The sequence below is a fragment of the Curtobacterium sp. JUb34 genome (assembly GCF_003755065.1).
Lineage (GTDB): Bacteria > Actinomycetota > Actinomycetes > Actinomycetales > Microbacteriaceae > Curtobacterium.
The window spans coordinates 107,992-119,915 of the sequence record NZ_RJVH01000002.1 but is presented as its reverse complement, the minus strand read 5'-3'; the positions used below and the strand labels follow the sequence as shown (position 1 = coordinate 119,915).

Below are 11,924 nucleotides of genomic sequence, written 5' to 3'. Positions count from 1 at the left end.
GAGGACCCGGACGCGCGGCAGACCCGACGGCGGTCGGTGCCGAACCCCGCTCCACTCCCCCACCCCGTTCCCCCGAAGGGACAGCCGATGTGCGGCATCATCGCGGCCCGCGTGTCTGACGACGCGACGCCCTACCTGCTCGACGGACTCGAGCGACTCGAGTACCGCGGCTACGACTCCGCCGGCATCGCCGTCCGGACCGCCACCGGGAGCACCGAGACGATCCGTTCGGTGTCCCGCGTCGGCGACCTGCGCACGCTCGTCGCCGCCCGGTCCGGCGATGCCCTGACCGGTGTCGGCATCGGCCACACCCGCTGGGCGACGCACGGCGCCGTGCGCGAGGCGAACGCCCACCCGCACGCCGACTGCTCGCGCCGGATCAGCATCGTGCACAACGGCATCATCGAGAACGCCGACCGCCTGCGCGACATGCTCGAGGCGCAGGGGCACCGGTTCCGTTCCGAGGTCGACTCCGAGGTCATCGCGCACCTCGTCGAGCGCGCCCTGGCCGTCGACCCGGACCTGATGCTCGCCGTGCAGATCGCGACCGCGCAGCTCGAGGGGTCGTGGGCGATCGTCGTCCTCGACGCCCGCGACGGCCGGATGGTCGTGGCCGCGGACCGCTCCCCGCTCGTCGTCGCCCGGTCCGCCCGCGGCGACTTCGTGGCGAGCGACATCGGTGCGATCGCCGAGTGGTGCGAGACCTTCGTCGCACTCCGCGACGGTGACGTCGTCGAGCTCGGCGAGGCCTGGACCTGGTCGTCGAACGGGATCACGGTGCCCGTGCCGTTCCCCACCCCCTCGCCGTTCGCCGCGACCGCGCTGGACCTCGGCGACCACCCGGACCACATGGCGAAGGAGATCGGCGAGCAGTCCGACGTCGTCAGCACGATCCTGGACCGCATCGCCCGGCGCACCGCGGACGGCAGCATGTGGGTCGGCCTCGGGCTGCCCGCCTTCGAACGCCTGGCGATCGTCGCCTGCGGGACCTCGCTCAACGCCGGCCAGGTGATCGCCACCGCCCTGCGCGGCATCGGCGGCGTGCCGACCGACATCGTCGTCGCCAGCGAGGCCGACCAGGCCGTCCTCGGCCCGGACACCCTGGTCGTCGCGATCAGCCAGTCCGGCGAGACCGCCGACGTCCTCCGTGCGCTCGACCGGTTCGAGGACCGCCACCCGGTGCTGGCGTTGACGAACAACATGCACTCCTCGCTGGCCCGTCGCGCCGACGCCGTGCTCGACTGCCACGCCGGCCCGGAGATCGGCGTCGCCGCGACGAAGACGTTCACGGCGCAGGTCGTCGTCGGCGTCGCCGCGGTGATCTCCGCGCTCGTCGCGTCCGGCCGCATCGAGGTCGCACGCGCCCACGCGCTCGTCGACGAACTCCTCGACCTGCCGGCACGCATCGAACACGCCACCCAGGTGTCCGCCGACCGGATGCCGCTCCTGGTGTCGAGCGTGAAGGAGGCCACCGGCTTCCTGTTCCTCGGCCGCGGTGCCGGCCTGCCGTACGCCGCCGAGGGCGCGCTCAAGCTCAAGGAGCTCAGCTACCGCTGGGCCGAGGCGTACCCCGCCGGGGAACTGAAGCACGGGCCGCTCGCACTCGTCGACGAGGGCACGCCCGTCGTCGTGGTCGACCACGGCGAGCCGAAGATCCAGTCCGCGATCGCCGAGGTCCGTGCGCGCGGCGGCTTCGTCATCACCATCGGCGGCGAGGGGTCGGACATCCCGGCGCTCGGCAGCCGCGGCACCGGCGGACTCGCCTGGGGCGCCATGGCCGCGCCGTGGGGCCCGCTCGAGGCAGTCGTACCGTTGCAGATGCTCGCCCGCGAACTCGCGCTGCAGCTCGGCTGCGACGTCGACAAGCCGCGCAACCTGGCGAAGTCGGTGACGGTCGAGTGATGCGCGGCCGGATGAACCACCTGACGACGTTCCTGGTCGTGCTCACCGCGTTCGCGATCGCCATGACGACGGTGCTCGTCGTCGTGGTGGCGGGGCCGACCGCCCTGGGCTGACGGGCACGGTTGGGCTGGGTCTCGGGCAGTTCGCGGGACACGGCTGCGATGCTGGTCCCTTGACCACCGCAGCCCCGCCCCTCGTGTTCGTCGCGCTCGTCGTCGGCGCGCTCCTGCCGTTCCTGCCGCTCGTCGGCCGCGTCGCCCGGATCGCCGCGACCATCGCCCACGAGGTCGGGCACTGCGTCGTCGTCGTCCCGTTCGGTGGCCGCATCCAGCGCATCGACCTGCACCCGGACGGCTCCGGCGAGGCCTGGGTCCAGCTCGGCCGGGTGCCCGGTGGCATCCGCTGGCTCGTCCGGATCCTCAACCTCTACGCCGGGTACAGCGCGCCGCTCTGGGCCGGGGTGCTCCTGGTGACCGGGGTGCTGCACGGCTCGCGGTGGCTGCCCGTCGCGGTGCTCGGTGTGATCGGGCTCGTGGCGCTGGTGTTCGTGCGGAACTGGTTCGGGCTGCTCGTCGTGCTCGGGTTCGACGTCCTGGCGCTGTGGGTGGCACTGCGTCCGTCCGAGACCACGGTGCTCGTGGTCGCCGCCGTCGGGGCGTTCTTCGTCGTCGACGGACTGCGGTCCGTCGTGCAGGTCGCACGGTGGCTGCTCACCGGTGCCCGCGTGCAGACGGACTTCCACATCGCCGCAGCCGAGATGCGGGTGCCGGCCGGGGTCTGGTTCGTGCTGTTCGTGCTGGTGAACGGCCTGGCGGTGTGGCTCGCACGGGTCCCACTGCTCGAGGTCTGGGACACCGTGGTCGCGGGCGTGCGCGCACTCTTCTGACGAGGGGCGCTGGTCGACCCGGAACGACGCCCTCGATGTCGAACGACGTCGACCTCGTCGTTCCGCGTCGTCGCCACCCACCGCGTCGTCGTCATCACACCTGGGAGGATGGTGCGGTGCTGCTCGACACCGTCACCACCGCCCTCGCCACCGCTGACGATCGGCACCGCGATGCGTTCGCCGCGTTCGTCGCCGCCGGAGGGGATGCCTCACTGTGGCGTGACGGCGGCCCGGAGCACCTCACCGCGTCGTGCTTCGTGTTCTCGCCCGACCTGGCCCGGGTGCTGCTCTGCCTGCACCGCAAGGGCGGCTTCTGGGTGCAGTTCGGCGGGCACCTCGAGCCGTCGGATGCCTCGTTGGCCGACGCCGCTCGTCGCGAGGCCCGCGAGGAGTCCGGCATCACCGACCTCGAGCTCGTCGACGGCCGCATCGCGGACCTGGACCGGCACGAGCTCGGCGGCGGGTTCGCCTGCGCGGCGCACTGGGACGTCGGCTTCGTCGCCCTCGCCGACCCGTCGGTGGTGACGGCCGTCAGCGATGAGAGCGACGACGTCCGCTGGCTCGCGCTCGATGCGCTGCCGGCCGAGATCCCGCCGGGGCTGCCCGGCCGGCTGTCGGCGGCCATCGCATCGGTCGGTCACCGCGGCTGACGGGCGCTGGTCGACCCGGAACGACGCCCTCGATGTCGTACGACGTCGACCTCGTCGTTCCGCATCGGGACCGGCGCCGCGCCCCCGCCCTGCGTAACGGAACGCCGCAATCGCCTGTCCGCACGGCGAAGGCTGCGAGGCTACCGCCAGACGACTCCCGGAGGTGTCCCATGGCGAACGACGATCACGGTTTCTCGACCGAACAGGTGCACGGCGGCTTCGTGCCCGATGCCGGGCACGGCGCACGGATCCCCGCCATCCACATGTCCTCCGGCTTCCTCTTCGACGACTTCGACCAGGCGCGCGACCGCTTCGCCGGCACCGAGGACGGCTACACCTACACCCGCCTCGGCAACCCGACGAACGCCGACGTCGAGCGCCGCGTCGCCCTGCTCGAGCGCGGCGTCGAGGCGATCCTGGTCGGCAGCGGACAGGCGGCAGCCACCATCGCGTTCCTCGGGCTCCTGCAGGCCGGCGACCACGTCCTCGCCGCCCGCAGCATCTACGAGGGCACCAAGGGGCTCCTCGTGCAGAACCTCGGCCGCCTCGGCATCGAGGTCGACTTCGTCGCCGACCAGCGCGACCTCGACGAGTGGGCGCGCCTGGTCCGCCCGAACACCAAGGCGTTCTTCGCCGAGACGATCCCGAACCCGAAGAACGACGTCCTCGACATCACCGGCGTCGCCGACACCGCCCACCGTGCCGGGGTCCCCCTGATCGTCGACAACACCCTGGCGACGCCGTACCTGGTCCGGCCGGTCGAGCACGGCGCCGACATCGTCATCCACTCGGCGTCGAAGTTCCTCTCCGGTCACGGCGCGGGACTGGGCGGCGTGGTCGTCGACGGCGGCACGTTCGACTGGTCCGCCTCCCCCGAGCGCTGGCAGCACCTCACCAGCCCGGAGCGGTCGCTCGGCGGCGAGAGCTACGTCGAGCGCTACGGCAACCGCGCGTTCGTCGTCTTCGCGCGCGACGTCGTCGCCTCGCGCATCGGCCCCACCCCGTCGCCGTTCAACGCGTTCCTGATCCGCCAGGGCATCGAGACGCTGAGCCTGCGCGTGGAACGCCACAGCGCGAACGCGCTGGCGGTGGCGCAGTGGTTGGAAGCACAGCCGGAGGTGACGAGCGTCGACCACGCGGGTCTGGCCTCCAGTCCGTTCCACGACCTCGCCCAGCGCTACCTGCCGCGTGGTGCCGGCTCCGTCTTCGCGTTCACGCTGGCGGGCGGCGAAGCCGCCGCGCACACCTTCATCGACAGCGTCCAGCTGTTCAGCCGGATGACCCACCTGGGCGACGTCCGCTCGCTGATCCTGCACCCCGCGACGACGACGCACGCCGGCAAGACCGCCGCGGAGCGCGCCGACCAGGGCATCGACGACGGCCTGATCCGACTGTCGGTCGGCATCGAGGACGTCGCGGACCTGCTCCGCGACCTGGAACGCGGGTTCGCCGCGTTGCGTTCCGCAGACGGCAGCGTTGGCCTGGAGGCCCGTGGCGCGTCCGACGCGGAGCGTGCGTCCCTGGAACACTCGGTCCCGGGCACGCACGTGATCTCCGAGGAGCTCTAGACGATGGCACGACCGCAACACTTCGGCTACTTCTTCTCGCGCGGGTTCGGCCCGCAGGCGTGGGGGCGCTCGGACTGGGACTGGGGGCACGGCTGGACCAAGCCCGACCTGTACCAGCAGTCCGTCCGCACGCTCGAGCAGGCTGGCATGGACCTGGTCATCGCCGAGGACGCCATCTCCCTCGGCAACCCGTCGACGCTCGACCTGCGCATCCGCCAGGCGTACGGCGGCCCGAAGCACGACCCGCTGCTGCTCGCGCCGTACCTGTTCGCCGCGACCTCGCACATCGGCATCGCGCCGACCGTGAACGCCGGGTTCACCCCGCCGTACCTGGCGGCGCGACAGTTCGCCACGTTGGCGCACCTGTCGTCGGAACGCCTCGGCATCAACGTCGTGACCGACGTCGGCAGTGCCCGGCACGCCGGTCTGCCACCGCTGCCGCACGACCAGGCGTACGACCGTGCCGAGGAGTGGCTCACGCTGCTCCGCCGACTCTGGCACTCGTGGGGGCCCGACGGACACGTCGGGGATCCCTCGGACTGGCACTTCGCCGACGGCGACGAACTCGACGCGTTCCACCACGAGGGCGCGTACTTCACCGCCGACGGCCCGCTCAACGCGCTGCCGCTCGACTCCGACCCGGTGGTCGTCTCCCCCGGAGGCTCCGGTCGCGGCCTCGCGTTCGCCGGGACCCACTCGGACGTGCAGCTCGCGCTCGCACCGCTGTCGGCCGCCGCGGTGTCGGACTACCGCGATCGCGTGATCAGCGCAGCGCAGGCCGCCGGACGCACCGCCGCCGACTTGCGGATCCTGTTCGTCCTCAAGCCCGAGATCGTGTCGTCGCCCGACGAGGCCGATCGGATCGTCGAGGCGTCCCGGCACCCGTCCGACGACGACCTCCGGACCGCGGCGATCGCGTGGTCGAGCGACTCCGAGACCGACCTGCTCGCGCTCGACCTCGACGCGCCCGTGCCGGACCGTACCTTCGGCGACCACGTGTCCGCCGGCACGATCCGCGGACTGCTCGGCGACACCCCGGACGCTCCCCTGCGCTCGCTCCTGGAGCGCAAGGCCCGCAAGGGGCGGGTGTCCTCGCGCGAGGGCTTCGTCGGGACCGCCGACGAGTTCGCGGACTTCATCGAGGAGCTCGGGTCGGACGCCGACAACGACGGCATCATCTTCTCGGGTGACCTGCACCCGGCGCAGATCCACCGGATGCTCGGCGACCTCGTGCCGAGGCTCCGACGCCGTGGGCTCCTGCGGCGGGAGTACGGCGCCGGGGGCATCCGGGCGAACCTGTTCGATTTCTGACGTCAACCGTTCGGTGCGCATCCGCTGCCCAAACGGTCGATGTGCCGACATGTCCCCCGGAGGGAGGCTTGCAGCACAACGACGAACGAAAGGTCGCCCCCATGCGTCTCTCCCACACCCTCATCGCCACGACCGCCGCGGCACTCGCCGTCGCCGGTGTCACCGCCGGCGCGTCGATCACCGTCGGTGACCGGACGTCCGCCGCGGCGCAGACCGCCTCGGTGCAGACCGCCGCGTCCGTCAGCGGCAAGGCCGTCGTCGAATCGAAGCGTCTCGGCTCCACCGAGGCGATGCAGGCCGCTTCGGCAGCGCTCGCGGCGGCGCAGGAGGACGGCGCCGGCTTCGTCAGCGTCTCGGTCGTCGACCGCAACGGACAGCTCCAGGCGTTCGTCCGCGGTGAGAACGCGGCGTCGCACACGATCAAGGCCTCCCGTGAGAAGGCGTACACGGCCGCCGCGTTCGGTGCGGCCACCTCGGAGCTCGCGAAGCGTGCCACGGGCGACAACGCGGGCCTGAGGGACCTGCCCGGCACCCTGTTCCTCGGCGGTGGCGTGTCCGTCAAGGACGGCGACGCCTCGATCGGCGGCATCGGCGTCGGCGGCGCCCCGTCCGGTGACCAGGACGAGCAGTACGCGCAGGCCGGCCTCGACGCGATCTCGAAGTGACGCCTGCTCACTGACCCCGGGGTCCGGACCTCATCGGCAGCGGAGCGACCACGTGGTCGCTCCGCTGCCGTCGCGTCGCGTCACATCACGTCAGTGCGATGATCCCGCGGCGCGTGGCCTCCGCCACCGCACCCGCTCGCCCGTCCACGCCGAGTTTGGCGAACACCCGGATCAGGTGGGTCTTGACGGTCGACTCGCTCATGAACAGCCGCTCGGCGATGACCCGGTTCGTCAGCCCCTCACCGAGGAGCTCCAGCACGTCGAGTTCCCTCGGCGTCAGGGTCTCGTCCGGACGACGTCCACGGTCGAGCATGCGTTCTGCGACCGCCGCGGCGTAGACCGCGGTGCCGGTCGCCGCGGCCGTGATGCCCGCCGACAGCTCGTCAGCCGAGGCGTCCTTGAGCAGGTACCCGGTCGCGCCCGCATCGAGTGCGCGCATGATGGCCACGTCGGTGCCCGTCGCGGTGAACACCAGCACGCGGGTGCGCTGCACGAGCTCGGGCAGCAGGTCACCGCCGTTCCGCGAACCGAGCCCCAGGTCGAGCACCACGACGTCCGCCGACGTCGCCTCCACCAGGGACACGACGGCGTCCGGATCGCCGGTCGAGCCGACGACCTCGATGCCGGGGTAGGTCCCCAGGACGGCCGCGACACCGGTCCGGAGCATCGGGTGGTCGTCGACGAGCACGACGCGGATCATCGTTCCGCCACCGGCACCGTCGCGGTCAGGACGGTTCCGTGGTCGTCCGATCGGACGTCGAGCGCTCCCCCGACGGCCGCGAGCCGACGTCGCATGATCGCGAGGCCGTGCCCGCCGTCCGGGCCCGCCACGACCTCGGCCTCCACGTCGAAGCCGACTCCGTCGTCGGAGACCACGATCACGACGGAATCCGCCCCGTACCGGAGCTCGAGTGTGATCGTCGTCGCGTCCGCGTGCCGCTCGGCGTTGCCGAGTGCCCCCTGGGCCGTCCGGAGCAGCGCGAGCGCCCGCAACGGTGAGAGCGGCTGCGGTTCCCCCGTCGTCGACCAGCCCGCACCGACCCGTGCGGCGGCCTCCGCCGAATCGCTCGCGAGGTCGACCTCGTCGTCCGACCCGGACCCCAGGTCGTCGACCAGCGTGCGGGTCTGCGCGACAGCGGAGCGCAGCGCACGGCGGGCGTCCCGAGCGAGCCCGTCGTCCCCGGACCGTTCGGCGGCCTCGGTGAGCAGGAGCACCCCGGCGACGGACTGCAGGACCGTGTCGTGCAGTTCGGCGGCGACGTGCTGCCGTTCCCCGAGAGCACTCGCCCGCCGCTCGCTGTCCACGAGTCGAGCCCGGGTCGCGACGAGCTGACGGACCGACGTGGAACGCTCACGGAGCGCCGACCGTGACAGGACGATCGCCGCCAGGAAGACCAGCCCGGCGAGCAGGCAACCGGCCACGAGCCCGGGGTCGTGGCTCCCGGTCAGTCGCGGCACCGAGGCCGCTGCAGCGACGATGGCCGCGCCGCTCGCCAGGGTCGCCGGCACCACGCGCACGGTCGTCTGCAGCAGGACCACGAGCGGCACCACGCTCCACGCGGCACTCGGGGCGACGAGGACGAGGACGACGGCGACGAGCGCGAGCGTCACCGCGGCCGGCTCGCGCACCCGTGCCCGCCGCGGCAGCACCGCGGTCGCCGCCGAACCCGCCGTCAGGAGCACGCCGAGCACGACCACCCTCAGGTGGCCCGGGTCGCCGGCGTGGACGGCGTGGTACCGGAGGGTCCCGATCGCGGTGACGATCGCGAGCGCGGCGGCGGCGAGTGCGCCCGAGTGACGCTCGACGGCACGGAGCAGCCTTCGCCGGCGCTCGGTGGGTGGGACCTGGGGCACGGCACCATGGTAGAGACCGCGGGCCGCTGATCTGCTGGGGTCGCTCCCCGCGCAGGCCAGGGAGCGAGCCGGCTCCACCACGTTCGTCTCCTCGACCTCGTGCCGGTGCTCCGGCTCCGCGGACTCCTGCGGCGGGCGTACGGCGCCGGGGCGTCCGGGCAAACCTGCTCGACCTCTGGCGGAGTCACCGGACGAGAGTTCATTGCATCACATCTGATATTCTGATGTGATGCAGCACAAGGGTCTTCGCCTCGACGTCCAGGGACTCCGCGGTGTGGCCGTCGCGTTGGTGGTCATCGAACACGCGAAACTCGCCCTGCCCGGTGGGTTCGTCGGGGTCGACGTGTTCTTCGTCATCTCCGGGTTCGTCATCACCTCGATGGTCGTCAGGGACCTCGCCAGTGATGCGGGCTTCTCACTCCGCAGGTTCTCCATCCGACGAGCCAATCGCCTCCTGCCGGCCGCGGGTGTCGTCCTCGCCGTCACCGCGATCGGCACCGCCCTCCTGCTCTCGCCCTTCGGCACACAACAGCAGTCGGCCGGCACGGGGGTCGCGGCCGCACTGGGGATGTCCAACATCGCGCTGTACTTCATCTCGGCGGACTACTTCAGCGAACACGTGCAGTCGAACCCCTTCCTGCACACCTGGTCCCTCGGTGTCGAGGAACAGTTCTACGTCCTGTTCCCGCTCCTGCTCTGCGTCGCGTGGCGAGTGGGACGATCTCGACGGAGCACGCTGTTCTGGTGCATCACAGTGGTCGCCGTCGTCTCGTTCTCGGTCTCGCTGGTGTTCTCCTTCTCGGCGGTGCTGCCCGGCATCGCCAACCCGTCGCAGTTCGCGTTCTACATGACACCGACGCGAGCGTGGGAGTTCGCCGTCGGCGCCGCGCTCGCGCTGTGGTCTGCACGAGCGCGGTGGCACGCGGTGCACCCGGTCGCCGTCGCCCTCGGACTGATCCTCATCGCGGCTTCGGCCATCTGGATCGAGCCGGGCGGCGCGTACCCCGGCACCGCGGCACTCCTGCCCGTCACAGGGACTGCCCTCGTGCTCGCCGGCGGAGCACGTCACAATCCGGTGTCCGGACTGCTCGCGCAACGCCCGCTCGCGTGGCTCGGTGACGTCTCGTACTCGCTCTACCTCTGGCACTGGCCGCTGCTCGTCTTCGCGTGGCGCCTCTGGCCCGGCCAGCAGGGTGCAGTCCTCGGCGCCATCGCCCTCGCACTCGCACTGGCTGCGCTCACCCACCGATTCGTCGAGACCCCGTTCCGTGGCCGAACGGTCACGTCGGCGCGCCGCTCGCTGCGCGCACCGGTGATCGCAGTCGTGGCCGGCAGCACTGCGAGCGTCCTCGTCCTCGGGGGCGCACTCACGTCGTGGGGCGATCCGAAGCTCGCGAGCGCCGCTGACCAGCTGCTGGCCCGACCGATCAGCTACAACGAGTGCCTGTCGACCACTCCGGTCTCTCAGCGTGACCTCGGCCCGTGCACCTGGGGGCCCGCCGACGGCCGACCGGTGTACCTGCTCGGCGACTCCAACGCCCAACAGTTCACCGAGGCCGCGAGATCGGCAGCTGTCGGCGAGGACCGACGGCTCGTCGTCGCGACCTGGGGCGGATGTCCCTTCCTCGACATCGGACTGCAGCGCGCCTCCGACGCATCGAAGGGCGCCGAGTGCGCACGCTACGTCGAGGACACCACATCGTGGTTGCGGTCACAGCCGCGCGGCACGGTCCTCATCGCCGCGTCCAGTGAGATGGTGCTGGCCGCCGATGACACGTTCCGGGCCGGCGACGGCTCGGTGGCGCGCACGACGGCGGCCAAGTCGGCTGTCTGGGCGGAACGCCTGGCCCAGCGGATCGAGGATCTCCAGCGCTCAGGGTTCGACGTCGTCCTCATCAGGACGCTGCCGCACTTCCCGGGTGCGCAACGCGATTGGTGGCACCCGGTCGAGTGCCAGAACGCCGTGGCGTTCACGGACCCGGCTGCGTGCGGGATCACCATCAGTGAGAGATCGGTGCGCGATCGCCAGCACGCCATCCGTACCGCGGAGACCGAGGCCATCCGGACGACCGGGGCAGGCCAGATCGACCTGCTCGCGGACATCTGTCGCGATGGCGTCTGTTCCACGTTCCGGAACGGAACCTGGCTGTACCGCGACGGCCTGCACATCTCCCCGGAGTACAGCGGGATGCTGGCACCCTTGTTCCGGCCGGCACTCGCGATCGAGTGATCATCCGCCAGCGTCGCGTCGAACTGCCCCGCGACGCTCGCCGCCTCACCGGCCCTTCGCGCTCTTCTGCTTCTTCTTGTCGCCCTTCTTGTCCGACTTCTTCTTGTCCGACTTCTTCTTGGCGTCGTCCTTCTTCTTGGACGACTTCTTCTGGTCCTTCTTCTTGGACGACTTCTCCTTGTCGTCGTCCTTCTGCTGCTCCGGCTTCACCCGGGCCGAGGGCAACGGCAGGACCGGCGCCTGCTCCGGCGACGCGACCCCGTCGATCGGCTCGACGACCACGGCGGAGCCCGTGTCGAGCTCGACGTCGACCGCGTGTTCCTCGAGCACCGGCGCGAGCGGGTCGGTCACCCGCTCCACGGTGAGCACGGCGTCGTCCTCGGCGAGTCGCAGCAGCGCCTGTGCGGTACGGACCCTCGTCGTCGTCTTCCGGGCGAGCACGTCGGCTCGGGCACCTTCGAGGAACGTGCGGAGGGTGCGCTCGACGACCGACCGGCCGCGCGGTGCGGCGCGGTCCAGGCGGTCGAGTTCACCGGCCACTCCGGCGACGTTGTCGGCGACGTGCTCGTGCCGCACCGACTCGATCAGGGCGGCGATCGCGGCGGCACCCCGCTCGACGGCGGCCGAACGCTGGTCGAGCACGACGAGCATCTCGACGACCGACCCGTACGTGACGGTCTCGAGGCGAACCGGTTCGGCACCCCGGCCACGGACGACCAGGCGGGCGTCGGGTGTGGGCAGCCAGGCGGCGAGGGCCGCGACCGTGGCGACGGACCCGACGATCCGCTCGTAGTCGGCGAGTACCACTCGCTCCTGCTCGCGCAGACGGACTCGGATCGCGATCTCCTGCACCACGTG

At 71.7% G+C, this 11,924-nt stretch carries 11 protein-coding genes; 8 read left to right on the top strand and 3 right to left on the bottom strand.

Annotation, left to right across the window (positions count from 1 at the left end; genetic code table 11):
• Nucleotides 1-87 precede the first annotated feature (87 nt).
• The 7 genes from glmS to EDF63_RS07040 all read left to right on the top strand — a co-directional run bounded on the left by glmS (nt 88) and on the right by EDF63_RS07040 (nt 6,982).
• Nucleotides 88-1,902 (top strand): glutamine--fructose-6-phosphate transaminase (isomerizing), encoded by a 1,815-nt coding sequence (glmS, locus tag EDF63_RS07065; protein ID WP_123312326.1) that lies wholly within the window; start codon nt 88-90, stop codon nt 1,900-1,902.
• Nucleotides 1,902-2,015 (top strand): Rax2 family protein, encoded by a 114-nt coding sequence (locus tag EDF63_RS18945; RefSeq protein WP_260233009.1) that lies wholly within the window; start codon nt 1,902-1,904, stop codon nt 2,013-2,015. The genes glmS and EDF63_RS18945 overlap by 1 nt, the downstream gene beginning before the upstream one ends.
• A 59-nt stretch (nt 2,016-2,074) precedes the next feature.
• Complete coding sequence (locus tag EDF63_RS07060) at nt 2,075-2,788, top strand: M50 family metallopeptidase (RefSeq protein ID WP_185021328.1); 714 nt, start codon at nt 2,075-2,077, stop codon at nt 2,786-2,788.
• Between the two features lie 116 nt (nt 2,789-2,904).
• Nucleotides 2,905-3,438 carry an NUDIX hydrolase gene (locus EDF63_RS07055; protein ID WP_260233008.1) on the top strand — a complete coding sequence of 178 codons (534 nt, stop codon included), beginning with the start codon at nt 2,905-2,907 and terminating at the stop codon, nt 3,436-3,438.
• Nucleotides 3,439-3,608: 170 nt separating this feature from the next.
• Nucleotides 3,609-5,006: an O-acetylhomoserine aminocarboxypropyltransferase/cysteine synthase family protein gene (locus EDF63_RS07050; protein ID WP_123312323.1), complete on the top strand. Its 1,398-nt coding sequence runs from the start codon at nt 3,609-3,611 to the stop codon at nt 5,004-5,006.
• Between the two features lie 3 nt (nt 5,007-5,009).
• Nucleotides 5,010-6,317, top strand: a complete 1,308-nt coding sequence (locus EDF63_RS07045; RefSeq protein WP_123312322.1) for an LLM class flavin-dependent oxidoreductase — start codon at nt 5,010-5,012, stop codon at nt 6,315-6,317.
• Nucleotides 6,318-6,418: 101 nt separating this feature from the next.
• Nucleotides 6,419-6,982: a heme-binding protein gene (locus tag EDF63_RS07040; protein WP_123312321.1), complete on the top strand. Its 564-nt coding sequence runs from the start codon at nt 6,419-6,421 to the stop codon at nt 6,980-6,982.
• Between the two features lie 85 nt (nt 6,983-7,067).
• On the opposite strand, the gene EDF63_RS07035 is transcribed toward EDF63_RS07040, so the two are convergent.
• Together EDF63_RS07035 and EDF63_RS07030 are read right to left on the bottom strand one after the other, a co-directional pair.
• A complete protein-coding gene (locus EDF63_RS07035; protein WP_260233007.1) occupies nt 7,068-7,670 on the bottom strand; it encodes a response regulator transcription factor in 603 nt (200 codons plus the stop codon).
• Between the two features lie 8 nt (nt 7,671-7,678).
• On the bottom strand, nt 7,679-8,836 hold the full coding sequence (locus tag EDF63_RS07030) for a sensor histidine kinase (RefSeq protein WP_185021327.1): 1,158 nt from the start codon (nt 8,834-8,836) through the stop codon (nt 7,679-7,681).
• 229 nt (nt 8,837-9,065) lie between these two features.
• Here EDF63_RS07030 and EDF63_RS07025 point away from each other — a divergent pair, with 229 nt between their 5' ends.
• Nucleotides 9,066-11,066, top strand: a complete 2,001-nt coding sequence (locus EDF63_RS07025) for an acyltransferase family protein (protein ID WP_148061745.1) — start codon at nt 9,066-9,068, stop codon at nt 11,064-11,066.
• A gap of 45 nt (nt 11,067-11,111) precedes the next feature.
• Here the strand turns inward: EDF63_RS07025 and EDF63_RS07020 are convergent, their stop codons facing one another.
• A complete protein-coding gene (locus tag EDF63_RS07020; protein ID WP_123312317.1) occupies nt 11,112-11,921 on the bottom strand; it encodes a hypothetical protein in 810 nt (269 codons plus the stop codon).
• Nucleotides 11,922-11,924 lie beyond the last annotated feature (3 nt).

What these genes read in the sequence shown, in the direction of transcription:
- glmS (WP_123312326.1), top strand. Translation starts at nt 88, where the DNA reads ATGTGCGGCATCATCGCGGCCCGCGTGTCTGACGACGCGACGCCCTAC.
- EDF63_RS18945 (WP_260233009.1), top strand. Translation starts at nt 1,902, where the DNA reads ATGCGCGGCCGGATGAACCACCTGACGACGTTCCTGGTCGTGCTCACC.
- EDF63_RS07050 (WP_123312323.1), top strand. Translation starts at nt 3,609, where the DNA reads ATGGCGAACGACGATCACGGTTTCTCGACCGAACAGGTGCACGGCGGC.
- EDF63_RS07045 (WP_123312322.1), top strand. Translation starts at nt 5,010, where the DNA reads ATGGCACGACCGCAACACTTCGGCTACTTCTTCTCGCGCGGGTTCGGC.
- EDF63_RS07040 (WP_123312321.1), top strand. Translation starts at nt 6,419, where the DNA reads ATGCGTCTCTCCCACACCCTCATCGCCACGACCGCCGCGGCACTCGCC.
- EDF63_RS07025 (WP_148061745.1), top strand. Translation starts at nt 9,066, where the DNA reads ATGCAGCACAAGGGTCTTCGCCTCGACGTCCAGGGACTCCGCGGTGTG.